Source organism: Gluconobacter sp. P5E10 (assembly GCF_018812145.1).
In the GTDB taxonomy this organism is placed as follows: domain Bacteria; phylum Pseudomonadota; class Alphaproteobacteria; order Acetobacterales; family Acetobacteraceae; genus Gluconobacter; species Gluconobacter cerinus.
This window is the reverse complement of the sequence record NZ_JACRVZ010000011.1, coordinates 25,834-45,510: the sequence shown is the minus strand read 5'-3', so window position 1 is coordinate 45,510 and position 19,677 is coordinate 25,834. Positions and strand designations below refer to the sequence as shown.

General features: G+C 57.8%; 14 protein-coding genes, 1 pseudogene and 1 other annotated feature. Of the genes and pseudogenes, 11 read left to right on the top strand and 4 right to left on the bottom strand.

Features of this window, described 5'->3' with window-relative positions:
• The first annotated feature begins 1,561 nt into the window (after positions 1-1,561).
• Positions 1,562-2,494 carry an IS5 family transposase gene (locus KP707_RS15530; protein WP_070324350.1) on the top strand — a complete coding sequence of 311 codons (933 nt, stop codon included), beginning with the start codon at positions 1,562-1,564 and terminating at the stop codon, positions 2,492-2,494.
• 162 nt (positions 2,495-2,656) lie between these two features.
• Here the strand turns inward: KP707_RS15530 and KP707_RS15525 are convergent, their stop codons facing one another.
• Together KP707_RS15525 and KP707_RS16910 are read right to left on the bottom strand one after the other, a co-directional pair.
• The gene (locus KP707_RS15525; RefSeq protein ID WP_215751757.1) at positions 2,657-3,268 is read right to left on the bottom strand and encodes a hypothetical protein; all 612 of its coding nucleotides are present in this window, start codon (positions 3,266-3,268) and stop codon (positions 2,657-2,659) included.
• Between the two features lie 18 nt (positions 3,269-3,286).
• On the bottom strand, positions 3,287-3,637 hold the full coding sequence (locus KP707_RS16910) for a hypothetical protein (protein WP_252348908.1): 351 nt from the start codon (positions 3,635-3,637) through the stop codon (positions 3,287-3,289).
• 366 nt (positions 3,638-4,003) lie between these two features.
• Between KP707_RS16910 and KP707_RS15515 the strand changes: the two genes are divergently transcribed.
• Together KP707_RS15515 and KP707_RS15510 are read left to right on the top strand one after the other, a co-directional pair.
• Positions 4,004-4,939 (top strand): TM0106 family RecB-like putative nuclease, encoded by a 936-nt coding sequence (locus KP707_RS15515; protein ID WP_215751758.1) that lies wholly within the window; start codon positions 4,004-4,006, stop codon positions 4,937-4,939.
• Positions 4,940-4,967: 28 nt separating this feature from the next.
• Positions 4,968-5,914 (top strand): IS630 family transposase gene (locus KP707_RS15510; protein WP_252348906.1). Its coding sequence is split into 2 segments (ribosomal slippage): positions 4,968-5,313 and positions 5,313-5,914, totalling 948 coding nucleotides; the frame shifts between segments, so codons are not numbered across the junction.
• 13 nt (positions 5,915-5,927) lie between these two features.
• On the opposite strand, the pseudogene KP707_RS16905 reads toward KP707_RS15510, so the two are convergent.
• Positions 5,928-6,861 (bottom strand): annotated as a pseudogene (locus tag KP707_RS16905) (IS3 family transposase); the annotation flags it as partial.
• Positions 6,554-6,670 (bottom strand) — a sequence feature (AL1L pseudoknot). Its footprint overlaps the pseudogene before it by 117 nt.
• Positions 6,862-6,927: 66 nt before the next feature.
• A complete protein-coding gene (locus KP707_RS15490) occupies positions 6,928-7,809 on the bottom strand; it encodes a LysR family transcriptional regulator (RefSeq protein WP_215751762.1) in 882 nt (293 codons plus the stop codon).
• A gap of 97 nt (positions 7,810-7,906) precedes the next feature.
• Here KP707_RS15490 and KP707_RS15485 point away from each other — a divergent pair, with 97 nt between their 5' ends.
• The 8 genes from KP707_RS15485 to KP707_RS15450 all read left to right on the top strand — a co-directional run bounded on the left by KP707_RS15485 (position 7,907) and on the right by KP707_RS15450 (position 19,500).
• Positions 7,907-9,013 (top strand): FAD-binding oxidoreductase, encoded by a 1,107-nt coding sequence (locus KP707_RS15485; RefSeq protein ID WP_215751763.1) that lies wholly within the window; start codon positions 7,907-7,909, stop codon positions 9,011-9,013.
• Positions 8,997-9,308 (top strand): (2Fe-2S)-binding protein, encoded by a 312-nt coding sequence (locus KP707_RS15480; protein WP_215751764.1) that lies wholly within the window; start codon positions 8,997-8,999, stop codon positions 9,306-9,308. The genes KP707_RS15485 and KP707_RS15480 overlap by 17 nt, the downstream gene beginning before the upstream one ends.
• On the top strand, positions 9,302-10,696 hold the full coding sequence (locus tag KP707_RS15475; protein ID WP_215769433.1) for an NAD(P)/FAD-dependent oxidoreductase: 1,395 nt from the start codon (positions 9,302-9,304) through the stop codon (positions 10,694-10,696). The genes KP707_RS15480 and KP707_RS15475 overlap by 7 nt, the downstream gene beginning before the upstream one ends.
• A complete protein-coding gene (locus KP707_RS15470) occupies positions 10,693-11,808 on the top strand; it encodes an FAD-binding oxidoreductase (protein WP_215751766.1) in 1,116 nt (371 codons plus the stop codon). The genes KP707_RS15475 and KP707_RS15470 overlap by 4 nt, the downstream gene beginning before the upstream one ends.
• A 61-nt stretch (positions 11,809-11,869) precedes the next feature.
• Positions 11,870-13,912 (top strand): hydantoinase/oxoprolinase family protein, encoded by a 2,043-nt coding sequence (locus tag KP707_RS15465; protein WP_215769432.1) that lies wholly within the window; start codon positions 11,870-11,872, stop codon positions 13,910-13,912.
• 26 nt (positions 13,913-13,938) lie between these two features.
• Positions 13,939-15,651: a hydantoinase B/oxoprolinase family protein gene (locus KP707_RS15460; protein ID WP_215751768.1), complete on the top strand. Its 1,713-nt coding sequence runs from the start codon at positions 13,939-13,941 to the stop codon at positions 15,649-15,651.
• A gap of 74 nt (positions 15,652-15,725) precedes the next feature.
• Entirely contained in the window at positions 15,726-18,188 is a 2,463-nt protein-coding gene (locus tag KP707_RS15455) for a TonB-dependent receptor (protein WP_215751769.1), read from the top strand.
• 40 nt (positions 18,189-18,228) lie between these two features.
• Positions 18,229-19,500 carry an MFS transporter gene (locus tag KP707_RS15450; RefSeq protein WP_215751770.1) on the top strand — a complete coding sequence of 424 codons (1,272 nt, stop codon included), beginning with the start codon at positions 18,229-18,231 and terminating at the stop codon, positions 19,498-19,500.
• Positions 19,501-19,677 lie beyond the last annotated feature (177 nt).

The following is a 19,677-nucleotide window of genomic DNA, read 5'->3' as shown; positions in this document are numbered from 1 at the left end:
TATTCAACTCAACGGGCATTTCTTTGCGATAAACGATTTTGTCGATATCGGCCGGGTAGTGCTGGGTCTCATCACCAATATGGACGTCGATTATTGGACAATGATTCCCTATGAAAGTTGGTAGGAAGTGCGACGTGATGTGTTGGAAGATAAAACTATCTCGTCCAGGGAACTTGGCCCGGTAGCCGTTATCTCGTAATCTGCTGAACCGGACATGGAACGAAGTGTCGGAAGTTGGTGGAACAGCCTCACTCTGATAATCGGTTATCTGATCATCATTGGCGAGACGGAACGTGAACTTGCGGCGAGAAAGCTTCTCGCCCTCGCGATACACTGTTGTGATCTGTATATGCTCAAAGCAGTCAAGCCAAAGAAGGCGGCCAACGCCTTTGCCGCCAATACTGAGTTTGTTGTCGGTATCAGTTGTGGTAAAGGCGTCCCAGTTGCACGTATCGAGACCCAGTCCATTGTCCTCGACAGTCGCCCAGACCCCCTCTTTTTTTCGGTTGGTCGAAATTGTGACCACAACGCGACCTTGCTTTTGGACGGTGTCACGGAAGCGCGTTTGCGTTGAGTGAATTGCGTTACTTACAGCTTCAAACAATGGCTGCAGAGCGGCAGCAGCTGAAGTCGGCTTGGGCAGACGATCAATTCGCNCGACAGTCGCCCAGACCCCCTCTTTTTTTCGGTTGGTCGAAATTGTGACCACAACGCGACCTTGCTTTTGGACGGTGTCACGGAAGCGCGTTTGCGTTGAGTGAATTGCGTTACTTACAGCTTCAAACAATGGCTGCAGAGCGGCAGCAGCTGAAGTCGGCTTGGGCAGACGATCAATTCGCTTGATAAGGTTTGGGCGCAGCGAGGTCATGCAACGAGCTTATCTTTTGCAAGAGAAATTGCCAATCCATACATTTATCACAGTATAGCTGCATGCTGCCCGAAATCACATCGATGGCCGCTTTCAAGCATCAATCAATGCGGCTCGTATGTCTGGGATGAGGCGACTACGGCCTGTCTGCTTCACGTACATCGAGCAGATAGGCTATTTTCGGCTGAACGGAAGATCCATCTCTACGCTATGAATCATGTTTGTGAGAATACAAGAATATTATTAAACGCAGATGACACTGCTACGCCCATGAATGAAAAAGTAAATAATTTCCAAAATATTTCTATTACCCTTCAATTTTTATTTTTAGAAAATACCTTATCGAATATATTTCTTACTCTATTCAGGAAATAACGGAAACCGTTCTGATTAATTTCAGCTCGTGCGAGCCTCTCAATATCCTCAATGCATTGAGAAGTCAGATATTGACCACCTTCAAGGACTTCGTACCAATCTCGGATACCTGGCATTTGGACCTCCTTGAGAAGACGCTCAATGCGTTCAAAAACTTCTTTGGAAAACAGCCATTTTGAGCCTCCAACCCGCCGAGAGAGTTGTAGCTTTGCGGCTTGGTATCTTCCGCTTAATACGGCTTTCTGGTCGTCATGGCTTTGTTGCAGAATTTATGGTGGCAGGATTCACCGAGTGAATCCTATCTGGTAACGGGAAGGCATGAGCAAGCCGCAGCCTGTGACCTATCGAACGACGAACTGGCCTTCCTATAACGCGGCGCTGAAGAAGCGTGGGTCTCTAATGGTGTGGTTTGATCCGGCGATGACCTGGGGAGGCCTGTCAACGGGGCGGCGGGGACGGCGACGGAGTTACAGCGATGCCGCGATCCAGACCTGTCTGACGCTGAAGGTTCTCTTCGGCATGGCCCTGAGGCAGGCGACCGGTTTCGTCGAAAGCCTGCTTCGCCTGGCTGGACTGGCGTGGCATGTACCGGATTTCAGCACGCTGAGCCGGCGGCAGAAATCCCTGACAGTCGATATTCCCTATGGTGGCTCGGGCGGACCGCTTCATCTCCTGATCGACAGCACCGGGATCAAGGTCGAGGGAGAAGGCGAATGGCACAGGCGTAAGCATGGCGGCTCGAAACGTAGGATCTGGCGTAAACTCCACATCGGGATTGACGAAGGATCACTGGAAATCCGGGCCGTCGAGATCACGGGCAACGAGGTCGGTGATGCCCCGGTTCTGCCGGGACTTCTGGCCCAGATCCCTGATGACGAGACCATCGCGAGCGTCATCGCCGATGGCGCGTATGATACCAGGCAATCCCATGAAACCATCGCCGACCGTGGCGCCCAGGCTATCATTCCGCCTCGGAAGAACGCAAAACCATGGAGCCCCACATCACCGGGGGCCATCGCCCGCAATGAAGCTCTGCGGGCCTGTGGGCATCTCGGTCGGGCCATCTGGAAACGATGGAGCGGTTATCATCGAAGAAGCCGTGTCGAGACGAAAATGCATTGCATCAAACTTCTCGGTCAGCGCCTGACGGCACGGGACTTCGACCGTCAGGTCACGGAAGTTCACGTCCGTATCGCCATACTCAATCGCTTCACAGCGCTCGGAATCCCCCTCACGCAGGCCGTCCGGTAAAGAACAGAACATCAAAGGACTCATCACGACCGCATGCCGAATTCTGCAACAAAGCCCTACTGTGATGGTTTCCATGAACGGAAGGCGGACACGTAAGTGGACCTTTGTTTTCGCCAAAAAGAATTTGGGTGATAGCATTAACTCTGCGAGAGAGGACTTGTGCTAAACACCTGCATCGGCTTCTTCATCCAAAGGCAAGAAGAAGCCTTTGATACAATCAAAATTCCTAATGGCAATCTGAGAGTGTGTCTTCTCCCTGAACGCGCTGCCTGGATACAATTCTCCGCCCTCTTGGAAGAGTCCGCGAACAGTATCATAAAAGAATTTCTGAGGCTTTTTTGAGTCGAGAGAGTCGTGCAGGTACCTAATAACCGCACAATCAAGGTTTCTAAGCAATTTGTCTTTATTTTTATCTAATTTTAAATCTTGGTTTGTCGGCATAGGTATGCCTTTTTTATTGAGAGTTTTTTTCAACCCATCGTATGCTTCTTGAAGAATAGGTAGGTCTTGACGGTTCGTTAAGTCGAGACAATTTCCTAGATCAAGGATAACCCCGAGAACGAACGGTTTAAATTGCGAGTCACGAGCCGTCTTTTGATCCGCCCATTCTTGAGCGCGATCTCGATCGGATTCCCAAACATAGAAGCCAGGACCGAGCCAATCATAATCTTTCTCAGAGCGTATAGGCTGCGCTTCTCCGTTTAGAAGACGGCGACCGATATCTTCAGAGCAGCCATGATAAGCTAAAAGGAACGAAGTATGAAGTGCTGTCATGAGGTAAGCTGCGACAATTTAACCTATATTAACGCCAATCGCAGCTTTGACATGCGGATTACAAGAATACTCGTTAGTGATCTTTCCCTTTTTATCGGTGATCCCCAAACGGCGCAGTGTCGCAGTGGCAGTTTTCTTGCTCTTCGTGTTCTTTGCCGTCTTTTTCTTAATGGCAAGAAGAACGTCTTGACGTGCACGGGTGCTCATGAGCATGACCTTAAACTCCGCCGCCGCAAAAGTCACGTGGTTCGTCATGCCTGACAGGCATTTCGCCAACGCATCTGAATGACACTGATGGTAATGCGCAAAGCGCCTCTCGGTTCCCTGCCGAATACCGCGACCAATATGCGTCCTCGAGATTTTCTCCATGTGATTACTCCACGGGAAAAAGGTGCCTATAGCCGACAGAGTAGAAAAACGGACCACCGAAAGGCTGGTACAAACGTCTGCTTATTAATATTATTGCCTTACAAAGAGACAGTCGCATTTCCCCCCTGATCTGCCTATCTGCTCCGTGATGCAGGAGCAGACAGGCAGCAGTCGCCTCTTAGCTGCCGTTCACACCATCAGATCTATCCATTGGAAGCTACCATCCGTGCATATCCAGCTATGAGCTCAATCGATCGCAATTGGGCTTAGGTGATCAATTCCGATTGATCCGTATGCAGTAATTGAAGCAGCTAACACTTGGGTTTATTTATAATAGAAGTATGCTGTTTATCCTAGGTGTATAACGTGCAAATTGAAAAAGGATCGCTCCGCCTGAGCGCTACCGATCTGGTGGGGTATCTCAACTGTCGGCATTTGACCCAATTGGATTACGCGGCAGCGCGTGGTGAACTTCCGCGTCGAAAGTTCTTCGATCCAGCTCTCGAAGCGCTCTGGGACCGCGGCAAGCAGCACGAACTGGGTTATGTGGGCCATTTGCGCGCCCAAGGCCTTTCATGCATTACGATTGAGGGCGTGGACGTCAGCGAAGAAGCCGTTGCTCAAACCATCGCCGCCATGCGTGCGGGCGCTGACGTGATCGTCCAGGGCGCGCTACGAGGTGGAACTTGGGCTGGCCGTGCTGACATTCTGCAGCGCGTCGATACGCCAAGCGACCTCGGAGATTGGTCCTATGAAGCCGCTGACACCAAGCTCGCCCGTGAAACGAAAGGCGGAACCGTTCTTCAACTGTGCCTCTACTCCGAGCTCATTGGCGAAGCGCAAGGTACCATGCCGGTCTTTGCCAGTGTCATCCCGCCTTGGACTGACTTTGAACCAGAGCGGTATCGGCTTGCCGATTTCGCTGCTTATCATCGTCAGGTGAAACAGCGATTGCTTGGAGTGATTGGAACCGACAAGCTTGGACAGACCTACCCGGAGCCGACGTCAAACTGCGATATCTGCAATTGGAGCGCACGCTGCGACAAGCAACGCCGAGATGACGATCACCTTTGCCTCGTGGCGGGCATCTCCTCGATGCAGATCGCAGAGCTCAAGGATCACGGCATCACGACAGCAACGGCGCTGGCGGAACTGCCGCTGCCCCTGCAATGGAAGCCAGAGCGTGGCTCGAAAGAATCGCTGACTCGCGTCCGCGACCAGGCAAGGATTCAGATCGAATCTAAAGCTAGAGCAGTTCCACTGAACTCTGAATCGAGAGGTGACACTGAAGGGGGAATGTGATTCACCGTTTTTGTTGATGGAGACGGTGATGGCACGAGCATTGAGTGATGATCTTCGGGAGCGGGTTCTGGAAGCTGGAGTTGCGGGAGCATCGGCCCGCTCGATTGCGGCACGGTTCGGAGTTGGGATTTCGACAGCGATCCGCTGGCTGCGTCGGGAACGCGAAAGCGGCGAGCGGACGCCTCGTCGTCAGGGCAAGCCGCGCGGGTCACGGCTGGACGGGCATGAAGCGTTCATTGCTGGCATGATCGAAATGCAGAAAGACATTACGCTCAACGAGATGCTGGCGCGCCTGCAAAGCGAATGTGGCATCGAGATTGGCCGTAGCATGCTCAGCCGCTGGCTGCGGCAGCACGGATGGACATTCAAAAAAAGACCGCCCATGCACTGGAGCAGGAGCGCGAGGACGTCCTGAAACAACGTCAGGACTGGTTTGCCCTGCAGCCTGATCTCGATCCGCAGCGGCTGGTATTCATTGACGAAACCAGCCTCTCCACGAAGATGGCCCGTCTGCGCGGGCGTGCCTTGCGCGGGGAACGCTGCCGCGCCGGTGTGCCGCACGGCCACTGGAAAACCACGACCTTCACCGGTGGACTGCGTCTGACAGGCCTGACCGCGCCCTTCGTGCATGATGGTCCCATGAACGGCACGATCTTTCAGGTCTATGTCGAACGGGTTCTCGTCCCGACACTGAAGCCGGGCGATATCGTCGTGATGGACAACCTTCCGGCGCATAAACTTCCGGCGGCACAGAAGGCCATTGAGCAGGCAGGCGCGGAACTGATGTTCCTTCCGCCCTACAGCCCGGACTTCAATCCCATCGAAATGGCCTTCTCAAAACTCAAAGCCTTGCTACGCGCCAGAGCCGAACGGACTGTCGGTGCTCTGTGGGACACCGTCGGGGCGCTGCTCCCGGCTTTCACATACAGTCAATGCGCCAGTTTCTTTACAGCCGCTGGATATGAACCAGATTAAAGTGGAACCGCTCTAGCGCATTGTCGTAACTCTCTCCGACGCTGCCGACGGACACGGTTCCGACCCCCGCTTCCGCCAGACGCTCGGTGTAGCGGATGGCGACGTATTGAGAGCTGCGATCCGGATGATGCACCAGTCCGGAACTGCCTGACGGGCAGCGTGCGTGGATCGCCTGCTCCAGGGCATCGAGCACGAAGCCCGCATGCGCTGTCCGGCTGACGCGCCAAACGACGATATATCGGGCAAACACGTCGGTGACGAATGCGATGTAGACGAACCCGGCCCAGGTCGTGACGTAGGTGAAGTCCGACACCCGTAGCCGGTTCGGCGCCGATGCCTTGAACTACCTGTTGACGCGGTCGAGCGGACAGGGAGCGCCCTTGTCACTGATTGTTGTCCGCTTCGCTTTGCCCCGCATCACGCCTTACAGGCCAAGGTCGTGCATCAGTCTGGCCACAGTGCAGCGGGCAGCCGTGACGTTTTCCCCGCACAGCTTACGACAAACCTTCCGTACGCCGTAGACACCAGAGTACTCCGAGAAAACCCGCAAAATCTCGGGCTTAAGGACCTTGTCACGCTTGCTTTGAGCCGATCGCCGTTCTGGCTCGGACGTTTTCGGAGCCGCTCATAGTAAGCCGACGGGGCGATCTGCAGCATCCTGCAAATCGGCTTGTCCCTGTAGCCCTGACGGAGCTCGTCAACAAACGCTGTCATTTCCTGAATGGGCGGTCGAGTTCCGCCTGGGCAAAATACGCTGATGCCTTGGGCAGGATCTCATTCATCTGGTGCAGTTTCTGGTTCTCGTGCTCCAGTGCCTTGAGCCGGTGAGCAGTCTCAGGCGGAACGCCAGCCCGCTTGCCTGTATCAACCTCGCCCTCATGCTCCAGAACCAACCGCATCGCACGGGCGTGGACCTCAGGGGAAACCTTCTTCACAGGATTGCTCATTAGACCTTCTTCTCAGAAGAATAGGTCTTCGCCAATCCCGGAGCGGTTCGGCCATCAGGTTCAGGCTTAATCCAGCAGGCGGACGATATCCGAGAAGCGGCGGGTCAGACTGTCCGATTTCTTCTCGACCAGGTAGCACACACGGAACCTGAATTGCACGGCGGGTGCGAACTCCCGGACAATGATGTTCGTGTCATCCGAGGGGATATAGAAGGGATGCACGATCGAGACGCCCAGCCCCGCCGAGACGAGGGAGAGCAGGAGCGGTGCCGTGTTGACGACATGGGCGATGTCCAGCGTTGCGTTTTCCTGCTGGAAAATGTCCCGGACCAGACGGGCTGTCAGCGATTCCACGCTGAATGAGATGAACGGGACGTTCGTCAGGTGATGCGGTGTGATGACGGTTTGTGCTGCAAGCGGGTGGCCACGAGGCATGATGCAGACCATCGGGCGCTCCATGAGCGAAACGCAGGTGATGCCGTCTGTCAGTTGCTGGCTGCCGATCACACCGACATCAATCGTCTTGCTGGTAAGGCCACGCAGGATGTCGATTGAGGGCAGGGAAACGATATTGAGAAAGACGTTCTCGTTCTTTTCAAGATAAAGCGCGGCCGCCCGGGAAATAAAACCTGTTGAGAGAGCGGGCAGGACGCCAATAACCAGCTCCCTGTTCTTGCGGCGCCGGATGGCCTGGACGACGTCTTCGATCTTGTTGAGGCTGTGATAAAGGCAGGACACTTCTTCATACAGCGTTCTGGCTTCGGCAGTGGGCCACAGGCGCCCTTTTGCGCGTTCGAACAGCTCCAGACCGGTATCAATTTCCAGGTGCCGGAGCAGTTTGCTGGCCGCTGGCTGGGAGATGTTCAGTTCTACGGCTGCCGCGCTGACGGTTTTCTGTTCCATCAGGGTCGTGAAGAGTTCGATCTGCCGGAAATTCAGGGGCTTCATCGCGGCCATAACCTTCCGGAATGGGATGGGTCAAAAACGGTCTTAGACAATTCATAATCGAATCTGCAACGTTCTTGTACCGAAAGGACGGGATGTGATGTTTGATTGCGTGGTCATCGGGGGTGGGGTTGTCGGTTCGGCCATTGCCTATGGTCTGGCCTCGCATCTGGATTCTGTTCTGATGATCGATGGAAGAGACAGCGATCCGCGCGCTGCCCAGGCGAATTTCGGGCTGGTCTGGTATCAGAGCAAGGGTGTGGGCATGCCCGCCTATCAGCGTCTGTCCCGGCTGGCGGTCGAAGAGTGGCGCAGTTTTTCCAGGGAAATCGAGGAAGCAGGCGGAATTCCGATCGAGTTCGCAGGGCAGGGCGGTCTGACGTTCTGTCTGGGCGATCAGGAACTCGAAGCCCGGCAGACGATCCTGTCCAGACTTGCGGGCCAGATGGAGAAGACCGAAATCGGGATGCTCTCCCGCCGCGAGCTGGAGCGCCTGTATCCCGGGATCCGCCTTGGAAAAGACGTTACCGGGGGTGCCTTTTCCGCTCTGGACGGTCATGTCAATCCGCTGCGTCTGCTGATGGCGCTTCAGCAGGGATTTGTGAATGCTGGCGGGACGGTTCATCGCGGCAGACGTGTTGATGGGATCGAGGTCTGCGGCGGGCAGTTCAGGCTGCATCTGAAAACAGGTGTCGTGCACGCGGCCCGGGTGGTGATCGCGGCGGGGGAAGCAAGCCGGGTTCTTGCTGAGCCGCTTGGCATGACGCTGCCGTTCACCTTGCAGCGCGGGCAGATCCTCGTGACGGAGCGTGTGGGGCCTGTGTTGCCCTATCCGTCCGACCGCATCCGGCAGACTGCCGGGGGCACGATCATGATTGGCGGCACCAAGGAGAATGTTGGCCGCGATACAGGGACGACGGCCGGTGCGGCAGCCAGTCTGGCGGCCCGCGCCATCAGGGTATTTCCCGATCTGGCGCGTGTTTCAGCCGTCCGTCAGTGGAGCGGCCGACGCGTGATCACGCCGGATATCGCGCCCATTTACGAGCACAGTTCCAGGTTTCCGGGGGCGTATGCCTGCATCTGCCATTCGGGAGTGACGCTGGCGGCCTATCACGCCCGTGGGCTCGCGAAGCGCATCGCCGGATATGGGAGCTGGGATGACGTCCAGCAGTTCAGTGCCAGGAGGTTCAATGTTCAGGCTGCTTGAAGATGACCGGGGCAGGATGGAGAGCACGGTGACGATCGAGATCGACGGATATCCGGTCATCGCGCGGATCGGAGAAACGGTGGCGTCCGCGCTGTTGCGTGAGGGCGCTTCCTGGAGCCGCACGACACCGGTCTCCGGTGCCCGGCGGGCTCCGTACTGCATGATGGGTGTGTGTTTCGACTGTCTGATGCTGGTCGAGGGAGAAGGGCTGGTCCGCGCGTGCCAGACGCCTGTTCGTGCCGGTCTGAAGGTACAGCGGCAGACGGGTCCACGGAAGGTGGGGCCGTCATGCTGAAGCCGGATCTTCTGATCGTGGGAGCCGGCCCGGCTGGAATGAGCGCTGCGATTGTTGCGGCGCGCGCGGGGCTGAAGGTTGTCGTCGTTGACGAGCAGCCGACCCCTGGCGGCCAGATCTGGCGTGGGGTCGAAGCAAATGCGGGGACGTCCCGCGGCAGGGCGCTGGGGGCGCAGTACTGCTCCGGTCTGGCGACAGTCCGGGCGTTTCGTGAATGTGGGGCAGTTTACTGGCCGTCCACGCGCGTCTGGCAGATCGAGCCCACTCTGGGAACATATGTCACGGGTCCTGGGGGGACACGTGTGATTACCCCGCGTCTGGTTCTGATCGCGACAGGAGCGCAGGAGCGTCCGGCTCCGTTCCGGGGGTGGACGTTGCCCGGGGTCATGACGGTTGGAGCGGCGCAGATCCTGCTCAAGAACCCCGGAAGCGTTCCTTCGGAGCCTGTCTGGATTGCGGGATGTGGCCCGCTGGCGCTGCTTTATGCGCATCAGTTGATCAGAATGGGGGGAGCGGTGGCGGGTTTTCTCGATACCCGGCCTTCCACTCCTCTGCATGAGTCGTTGCGGCTTGCAGGCAGGGCCGTCCTGCGGAGCAGCGGCGAGCTTGCCAAGGGCGCGTCCTGGTATGCGGGGCTGCGCCATCGTGCCGGACGCTATGTTCCGGGTGTTGTTGATCTTCAGGCTCTGGGAACGGATCGGCTTGAGGGCGTACGCTACCGGACGGCATCCGGACGGGTGGAAGAGATCAGGACGTCTCTTCTGCTGATTCATGAGGGGGTGCTGCCCGAGCTGCATACGGCGCGCAGTCTCGGATGTGAAATCCAATGGGATGCCGGGCAGGCCGCATACAGGCCCGTTCTGAATGAATGGGGCGAGTGCAGCCATCCCGATATCCTGATCGCGGGAGATGCGGCCGGTATTGGTGGCGCCGAAGCTGCGGTCCATCGGGGCAGGCTGTCGGCTCTGCGCATCCTGCAACGGCTGGGGAAAGTTCCGGCTGAACCCGGGATGACCGAGGAGACCTGTCGGGCGGCTCTCGCGCGTGCCTTGGCGCTGCGTCCTTTTCTGGATCGGGTTTTCCGGCCGCGCGGGGAGATCTTTGCGCCGGATGACGACACGATCGTCTGTCGCTGCGAGGAACTGCGGGTTCGCGATCTGAGTACGGCGCTTGCGGGGAGCGTGGGGCCGAACCAGCTCAAGGCCTTTACCCGGGCGGGAATGGGGCCCTGTCAGGGGCGACAGTGCGGCCTGACCGTGGCGGCCCTGATTGCCGCTGCCGAGGGGCGTCAGATGAGCGACGTCCAGCCCTTCCGGGTGCGGCCGCCCCTGAAACCGGTCCGGCTCTGCGATCTGGCGGGTCTGGCAGATGAAGGTCTTTCGTCATGAAGGCCGGGCAGGCCACGACGGCCGTGATCGGCGGAGGGCTGCATGGTCTGGCCTGTGCGCTGGCGCTGGTGCAGCGGGGTCAGGACGTCGTGTTGTTCGAACGGTCATGGATCGGGCGGCGGGCGTCGGGCGCGACGGCGGCGGGTGTCCGGACCCTGTGGCGCGATCCGGCGGAAATTGCCCTTTCCCTTGAGGCACTGGACCGGTGGTACCGGATGGATGCGCTTGTCGGGGATGACTGCGGCTTCCGGGCGGGCGGTCAGATCAAGGTTGCCGAAAGTCATGCCGAGATGGAGGCACTGGCGGCCCGGGCCGCCCGGACGCGCGACCTCGGGTTCCATCATGAAGAACTGATCGACGCCCGGGAACTGCGTCGGCTGGCCCCCATGATCAGTGAGCACTGTGTCGGGGGGCTCATCGCCCGCCGCGATGGGGCGGCTGATCCCCATCGGACGATTGCCGCATTCCGCCGGGCTGTCGAAGGGCATGGGGCCGTCATTCGCGAGGGGGTCTCCGTCATGGCGCTTGAACCCGAGGCCGGGGGGTGGCGCGTGGTGACGGATGCGGGAAACTGGGCTGTGCGCCATGTTGTCAATGCGGCAGGTGCCTGGGGCGGTCAGGTCTGCCGGATGGTCGGTGAGGCCATCCGGTTTGGGTACAAGGCGTCCATGGTGTTTGTCACCGAGCGGGTGCAGCAGGCGTTCGGACCGGTTTTCAGTACGGTCGGGCGGCCCCTGAGTTTCAAGCAGTCGTCGCAGGGAACGCTGGTTGTCGGCGGCGGGATCCAGGGCTGGGCCGATCTGGAAAAGGGGTCAACGCAGGTTGATTTTCGTGCCCTGTCTCGGGGGGCAGCAGCGGCGCAGGCGCTGTTTCCGGCCATCCGGAACGTCCAGATCGTGCGGGCCTGGACGGGGCTGGAAGGAAAGACGCCAGACCTTCTGCCGGTCATCGGGCCGTCCGCATGTGTTCCCGGCGTCTTCCATACATTCGGATTTTCCGGCCACGGGTTCGAGCTTGTTCCCCTGGTCGGGGAGATCATCGCCGACTGCATCATGCACGGTCGGTCCCGTTACGATATCGGCGCCTTCGATGTCGCCCGTCTTCTGGCCTGAGGTTCGCATGATGTCTGGAAAGAACCCGAATACTGAAAACAGTCTGTCAACGGAGGCTCCCATGGTCCGGATAGGAATAGATGTCGGCGGAACGTTTACCGATTTTACGGTCTCGGAGGCTGAGGGTGGGGAGCTGTCCTATTTCAAGACACCCTCCACCCCGCATGATCCGTCCGAAGCCATTCTGACGGGGATCAGAACGATCCTTGAGACACGGGGGATTGCGGCCGGGAAGGTCGCGTATCTCGGGCATGGAACCACTGTTGCCACCAATATGATCATTGAGGGCAAGGGCGTTACCACGGGTCTGATCACGACACGGGGCTTCCGCGATGTCCTGGCGATCGGTCGGCAGACGCGGCCTTATCTTTATGATTTCCATAAGGAAAAGCCCGAGCCGGCGGTGGAGCGCTGTCATCGTCTTGAGGTGAGCGAGCGTGTGACGGCTTCAGGAGACGTGCTGCAACCGCTGGATCTGGAGGAACTGGGGCGGGGGGTTGAAAGCCTGCTGGCCGATGGGGTGCAGGCCATAGCCATCTCGTTTTTGCACAGTTACCGCGCGCCGGAGCATGAAAAGGAAGCGGAACATTATATCCGCGAACGCTGGCCCGACCTCTACGTCACGCGATCTTCGGCCGTGCTGCCTGAGTTCCGTGAGTTCGAACGCACATCGACCGCGGTCCTGAATGCCTGTGTCGGGCCGAAGATGGCGCATTATCTTGACCATCTCTGCGCCGATACGCGTGAACTGGGCATTGGTGTCGAGCCGATGACGATCCACTCCAATGGTGGCCTGCTGCCAGTGGCGGCCGCCCGGCGCTTTCCTGTTGCGACATGCCTCTCTGGTCCGGCAGCGGGAGTGATCGGTGCGGCGATCGTTTCGTCCCTGGCGGGGATTCCCGATATCGTCACGTTCGATGTGGGTGGGACGAGCACGGATGTTTCGCTGGTCTCCGGCGGTCAGCCACGCTTTACGCGAAGCCGCGACGTTGCCGGGCACCCTGTCCGGCTGCCGATGGTGGACATTACGGTGATCGGTGCGGGCGGCGGCAGCATCGCCCATGTGGATGCCAGCGGGGGGCTCAAGGTCGGGCCCCGAAGCGCGGGTGCCGTTCCCGGTCCGGCCGCCTATGGCAAGGGGGGCGAAAACCCGACGCTCACTGACGCCAATATCGTGCTCAACCGCCTCAATCCCGTGTCCCTTCTGGATGGGCGGCTGCCGGTGGATCGGGACGCCGCCTGCCGGACTGTCGAGCGGAATGTCGCGGACAGGCTTGGGATTCCGCTGGATGAAGCCGCCTATGGGATCATCCGGATTGCCGCAGCGAACATGGCGCGTGCCATTCGCGCCGTTACGGTCGAGCAGGGGCATGATATCCGCAAGCTTGCGCTCTTCGCCTTTGGCGGCGGCGGCCCTCTTCATGCGACTGAGGTTGCGCGCGAGGCCGAGATCCGGCGGATCATCATTCCACGCGAACCCGGCACGATGTGTGCCCGTGGCACGTTGATGTCGGACATCAGCCTCGACTTCACCCGGACGCTTCTGGAACGTGCGGATGAAGATGGCTGGTCGGTCACGATCGAGACCCTCGAAACCCTCGTCCGCAGGGGCGATGTATGGCTGCAGACCGAGGGAATTGCGGCTTCCGCACGGCTCTTCAATGCGACGGTCAATGCGTATTACGTCGGGCAGAACCATGAAATTCCGGTCAGCGTGGATCTGTCGCCGATCCCTTCAGTGGAGGCGTTCCGCGAGGCGTTCCATCACGCGCACAGGGCGGCGTATGGAACGTGCTTCCCGAACCGTCAGGTCGTGATCGTGAGCGTGGCCGTTCAGGCTGTCGGGACGATTGCCAAGGAAAGTCCGGCTCTTCTGACGAGCGGCAAGACGCTGGCCGAGGCGTTCAAGGAACGACGCGAGGTCTATCTGGGGCCGGCTGGATGGCAGGCGCTGAACGTCTACCGCCGTGATGTCCTGGCGGCTGGCGAGGTGATCATCGGCCCGGCCATCCTTGAGGAAATGAGTTCGACCACGGTTCTGCTCTCCGGTCAGACCGGGCGCATCGACCGCTACGGAAACATCATCATCGACGATGAATTCTGATGCAGCCATCAGGGGAGAAAGACACGATGAACGAGGTTTCGAGACCCGCTGACAGCGTGGAAATGGAAGTGTTCAGCAACCGGCTGCTGTCCATTACCGAAGTCATGGCGATTCACATGATGAAGTCGTCCTTTTCGGCACAGATCAAGGAAAGACGCGATTTTTCGGTCGGCATCTTCGATGCGGAGGGGCGTCTTCTGGCGCAGGGAACGCATATCCCGCTGCATCTGGGGTCTCTTCTGGGGGCTCTGGAGACGACACTGGCCTGTGTCGCCATTGCCGACATGCGCGATGGCGACAGTTATATCTGTAATGATCCCTATCTGGCTGGCGGGACGCATCTGCCGGATATCGCCATTGTTACGCCCGTCTTCCTTGAGGGGGCTGTCGTCGCATTCGTCGCCAATATCGGGCATCACACGGATGTGGGGGGCATTGTTCCCGGCTCGATCGCGGCCGGAGCAAAAAGCATTTTTGAAGAGGGAATTCGCATCCCGGTCGTTCGGATCGCCCGCGACTGGGAGGTGGACGGGAACCTGCTGGCCGTGATCGCTGCCAATTCCCGCCTTCCGGATGAGCGGGCGCTCGATCTGCGCGTCCAGGTGACGGTCAACCGGCTGGGTTCGGAGCAGACGCGCGCCCTGTTCGAGCGGATGGGCATCGCGAATGTTCGCTCTGCGGTACGGGACCTGCTGTCCTATACGTCGCATCGCCTGATCCGGCATGTTGCTGCGTTGCCTGAAAAGCGCTGTACGTTTGAAAGCCGGCTGGACGATGACGGGACGGGAAAAGGCAGTCCCGTAAGGATCGTGGTGACTGTCTGGCACGAGGCCGGAAAGCTTCATGTCGATTTTACCGGCACTGACAGGCAGGTCGTCGGTGCGATGAATGTCAGTCGGAATGCTCTGAAGGCTTCGGTCTATTACTGCGTGAAAGCGCTGCTCGATCCGGAGCTGATGCCTAATAGCGGCCTGTTTGACGCCGTAACGATATTGGCGCCGCCCGGCAGCATCGTCTCCCCGGATTACCCTGCGGCCTGTGGAGCGCGGAGCATCACCTGCCAGAAAGTCGCCCGGGCGGTTTTCGGAGCCTTTCGCGGTCTGCTTCCGACCGGGCAGGTCATCGCCTCAAGCCATGATGTGCTTCCCGTGATCTCGCTTTCCGGCAGACATCCCGGCAGCGGGGCGTATTATGTATATGCAGAAGCGATCGGGGGCGGGGCAGGCGCAACCGCCGGTCATGACGGCATGGACGCCGTTCAGGTGCACGTCACCAACAGTCTGAACATGCCGAGTGAAGTTCTGGAAATCGAATTTCCGCTACTGGTCGAGGAGTATGGCCTGGCGATCGACTCCGGCGGGAACGGGCATTATCGCGGCGGATTGGGGATTGTGCGGCAGTTGCGGGTTCTGGCTGACGAGACCGTGCTTTCGGTCCGTTCCGACTCGCATAAATTCGGGGCTGACGGGGTGCATGGCGGCGGGACGGGGCAGGTCGGTGCGCTGGTTTTGCAACGGGACGGCTCTGTGCAGGAAATGTCGTCCAAGGTCGATGGACTGGTGCTGGATGCCGGGACCACCGTGCGTTTCACGACGCCCGGCGGGGGTGGCTTCGGCTCTGCAAAAATGCGGCCTGTTTCGGCGCTTGTGCGGGACCTGAAAAACGGAGTGCTGACGCGCGAGCAGGCTCTCCGGGATTATGGAGATATCCTGCAGGCTGCAGAACGCGCTGAGTTCTGAGTGGAGCGGCGGTTTATTGCGGCTTAAATGTTACGAAATAACAACAAAATCAAATGATCCAGGAGTAAAGACCGATGTTTCGACCAAATGAAGTGTCTCGTTCTCGTCTTTGTCTGTCATTTGCGTTGCTTGGCTGCTCGATACTCAGTCCGCTGTCAGATGTTCTGGCTGCCGAAGGGGAGACGCAGAAAGCGCCCGGGAAAAGCAGCCAGTCCAGATCCGGGCAGGCGGCGTCGCAACCTGCGGCACAGAAGCCGGAGAAAAAACCTTCGTCTTCTGCTGGCATCAACGCCTCGGGAGATGCCGAGGCTGTCGAGGTCCATGCTGTGGCGCGGTTTGCCGGTGGGCGGTTCAAAAAACAGGTTGCGCCGGAATCCCGCAGTTCAGTGGGGGCCGCCTATATTGCGCAGCAGGCCGCAGCGGCCAGCCCGTTACAGATCATCCAGAATCTTCCGGGCGTCAATTATGGTACGTCCGATACTTTCGGGCTGTCGAACCGGCAGAACTTCAATATCCGCGGTCTGAACCAGACGGAAATCGGCTGGGTTGTCGAAGGCATGCCCGGCATCGATATGGTTTACTACCAGCCCTATATCGAGACCTGGGCCGATAATGAGAACGTATCCGATCTGACGGTGCTTCAGGGAACGTCGCGCCTGTACGATCCGGTTGCCACGGCGACAGGTGGTGAACTGATCGAAACCATCCGCGACCCATCCGACAAGATGGGCGGTCATATCGGTTATGCGGCCGGTTCCTATCGGGCGCAGCGGGTCTTTGTCCGTGCGGATTCCGGCTATATTGGCAATACGGGACTGAAGATGTTCGGTTCCTATTCCTATGTCGGCTCTGACAATTTTTCGGGAAGTGGCCGCAGTCATCGCACCCATATTGATTACAAGGCTGTCAAGGAGTGGAAAGACAAGGCGCGCAGTTCACTGTTTTTCTCTTTTGATGACTGGTACATCGCACGCTCCAAGCCTGTAACCCTGTCGGGATGGGAAAGTGCCAATGACCGTGCCGACGGTTTTTCTGCGCTGAATTATTCGGGAACCTATACTCCCGGGCAGACGACGGATTACTGGAAGCCGAATATCTACAAATATCAGGATGTCATGGCATCCTTTCAGAACTGGTGGCAGGTTACGGACCGGCTCCGTCTGCACCTGACGCCATACATGCGATGGGAAAAGAGCGATGCTGCGGGGCAGACAACCCTGTCAACGAGCAGCATCTACAATGGGAACCAGAAGGTTTCGGTCAATACGGACGGAGTTTATTTTACCGATGCCGGGAAAACCCGGTTTTCGGCCATGACCAATACGCTTCAGAATATTTACACGACGGGTATGAATCTGTACGGTGATTATGACGTTTCGAATACGAACCGTCTGACTGTCGGGTACTGGTATGAACACTGGAATATCTCGACGCTTGGTGGACTGGCGCCCATGAACCAGTATGGCGAGACAGAAAACGACTTTGGAAAATATGTTCTGAAGACGACTGATGGCGACGTCGTCGCCGGGTCGCACTATCAGGAATCCTACAACCTTCATTCCCTGTATGTGACTGATTCACAGGATTTTCTGAATCACAAGCTGAAGGTGGCTGGTGGTTTCAAGGAAATGCTTTTCAACCTTTCGGGCACCAATCAGGCGCCGGGGTCACAGTATCATTATGCCGCCAGTTTCAGTCGTCCGATGCCGCGGCTGAGTGTGTCCTATGCGCCCAATCGGGAAATGCAGGTTTACCTGAATGCGACGACCAATACGCGTGTGCCGATGCCGGCGAATACTTACCCTAACCTGTATTCGGTCTCGACGGGTAAGCTGTCCCAGGTGGGGAATGAGTCCCAGCAGCCTGAATACGCGATCAGCGAGGAACTGGGTTTTCGCTATCATGGCGTACTCAATTTCTCACTAGCCCTGTTCAATATGAATATTACGAACCATCAGGTTTCGACGCTTGTCTCCATCAATGGGGCGCAGGTCAGTCAGGCCATTTCCATGGGTGGTGAGACGGCGCGGGGTGTAACGGCTGAAATTGCCGGCCATAGATACTGGGGGCTGGCTCCTTATGTGAACGGACAGTTCCTGCATGCCACGATGGACAATAACTTCAAGGTCGGAAATGATGCACTGCCCACGGCTGGCAAGATTGCGGTGCAATCTCCCAAGTTCATGGCAAATATCGGCTTGAATTACCAGAATGGCCCCTATTACGCCAATCTGTCTTTCAAGTGGGTTGATTCCCAGTATTCGACCTTTATGAATAACCAGAGCATGCCGGCTTACAAGACGGTGGATCTGGGGTTTGGTTATCATTTCCCGTCTTACGGGCCACTGCATAATGCGACGCTGAGTCTGAACTTCACCAATCTGACCAATGTCCGGTATCTCAGCTCCGTCGCAACAGTCGTTGGTACAGCGAAATCCATGCGGGGCGTTTACGGTACGACCATCGCAGCCGGTACGCCTGCGTATTACATGGCCGCTCCTCTTGGCGTCATGATGAACCTGTCCACGGATTTCTGAAAACAGAGCATGTAACAGACCATTTTTCTGGAGGGACTTCATGAGTTTGCTACGGTCAGGACTTCTCGCGAACCGATGGGCCATTCTCCTGCTGATTATTGCGCCACTCAACTTTCTGCTGGGTGTCGACAGAAATGCCCTGACCGTATGCTCTCCTCTTGTTCGTGCGGATCTGCAGATTGGTGCCGTTGCGATGGCGGCGCTGATTACGACCGCAACGGCCATCTATGCTTTTCTGCAGCTGCCAGCGGGTTGGTTTGTTCAAAAGATCGGGGTCCGCTGGGCGCTTTTCGGGGCCTGTCTGCTGTGGTCAATCGCGACGCTCGCAACCGGGCTTCCACATTCCCTCTGGCAGTTCGCGGCCGCCCGGATTGCCCTTGGGATTGGTCAGGCGCCGGACTGGGTGGCGTCGATCCTCGCCCTGAAGCTTCTTTTTTCAGAAAAGGACCGTGAAGCCGCAAATTCGGTTCTGCTTGGATCTCTGTACATTGGTTATTCCGCCAGCGGATGGCTGACTGCCTGGCTTATGGGGTTTGCGGGCTGGCGAGGCAGTTTCCAGATCTTCGGACTGGTGGGAATGGCCGTGAGTGTCCTCGTGTTTGTGCTGTATGGGGGGGCATCGCTGGAGCCGCCCCGGCAGGTCAGGGAAGACGTGAATTCCGGAAAACGGCCTGACATTCGCAGGTTACTGGGCGTCATGCCCGTTGCCCTGTTTTACGGCATCGTCTGCTGTATGCAGAGCTTCTTTCACGTGACCTTTTCCCATTTCGTCATGAACCGTTTCGCGCTGAGTGCGACGACGGCAGGTCATGTCTTTTCGCTGCCCTGGCTGGTTCTGTATGTGGCTGCGATCGGGTGGGGCGCGGGTATCAGAAGTCTGAAGAAGGCTTACCCGTCATTCGGACTGCGACAGCAGACATATATGGGATGCATCGCAATCGTTATTGCCGCGCTCGGGCTAGGAGGCGGTATCCTGTGCAGCAATATCGTGATGTGTCTGGGGCTGTTTGCCGTGTGCATGCTGTCCATCGGACTTTGTCAGGTTTTGACCTGGACGCAGGTGCAGCGTTTTGAATGGGGAGCAGCCATTGCGGCCGGGGCTGTAGCTCTGGCAGGAAATCTTGCCTCTTCGGCTGCCCCGGTTGGATATGAGATGATATTCGCCCGTTCTGGCGGATGGGGCACTGTTTCGCTTGTTGTCTGTGTTCTGGGCGGAATGGGCGTCATCGTCTGGCAGTTGGCGCATCGGAAGGATGGTGCGGTCAGCCGGCTGGACAGCATGAGCATCCAGAAAGGTATAGACACGGTCTGAAGGCGAAAGGATCGTTATGGCATCACGTCTCCTTGCAGGCGTGATGCCATGTAATTGCCAAAAGGCCCTCACGGTTCGGTCCTGATTGATTGGTAAAGCGGTGCGTCCGGCGATTTGGGACGCGGTTATCTGTCAGCGGAAGCAAATAAAATGCCGCCCTGCGAGGGTTCCTCGCAG

Coding starts and splice junctions, on each gene's coding strand:
- KP707_RS15475 (WP_215769433.1), top strand. CDS start 9,302: ATGCTGAAGCCGGATCTTCTGATCGTGGGAGCCGGCCCGGCTGGAATG.
- KP707_RS16910 (WP_252348908.1), bottom strand. CDS start 3,637: ATGGAGAAAATCTCGAGGACGCATATTGGTCGCGGTATTCGGCAGGGA.
- KP707_RS15465 (WP_215769432.1), top strand. CDS start 11,870: ATGGTCCGGATAGGAATAGATGTCGGCGGAACGTTTACCGATTTTACG.
- KP707_RS15490 (WP_215751762.1), bottom strand. CDS start 7,809: ATGAAGCCCCTGAATTTCCGGCAGATCGAACTCTTCACGACCCTGATG.
- KP707_RS15470 (WP_215751766.1), top strand. CDS start 10,693: ATGAAGGCCGGGCAGGCCACGACGGCCGTGATCGGCGGAGGGCTGCAT.
- KP707_RS15480 (WP_215751764.1), top strand. CDS start 8,997: ATGTTCAGGCTGCTTGAAGATGACCGGGGCAGGATGGAGAGCACGGTG.
- KP707_RS15525 (WP_215751757.1), bottom strand. CDS start 3,268: ATGACAGCACTTCATACTTCGTTCCTTTTAGCTTATCATGGCTGCTCT.
- KP707_RS15460 (WP_215751768.1), top strand. CDS start 13,939: ATGAACGAGGTTTCGAGACCCGCTGACAGCGTGGAAATGGAAGTGTTC.
- KP707_RS15485 (WP_215751763.1), top strand. CDS start 7,907: ATGTTTGATTGCGTGGTCATCGGGGGTGGGGTTGTCGGTTCGGCCATT.
- KP707_RS15450 (WP_215751770.1), top strand. CDS start 18,229: ATGAGTTTGCTACGGTCAGGACTTCTCGCGAACCGATGGGCCATTCTC.
- KP707_RS15530 (WP_070324350.1), top strand. CDS start 1,562: ATGAGCAAGCCGCAGCCTGTGACCTATCGAACGACGAACTGGCCTTCC.
- KP707_RS15455 (WP_215751769.1), top strand. CDS start 15,726: ATGTTTCGACCAAATGAAGTGTCTCGTTCTCGTCTTTGTCTGTCATTT.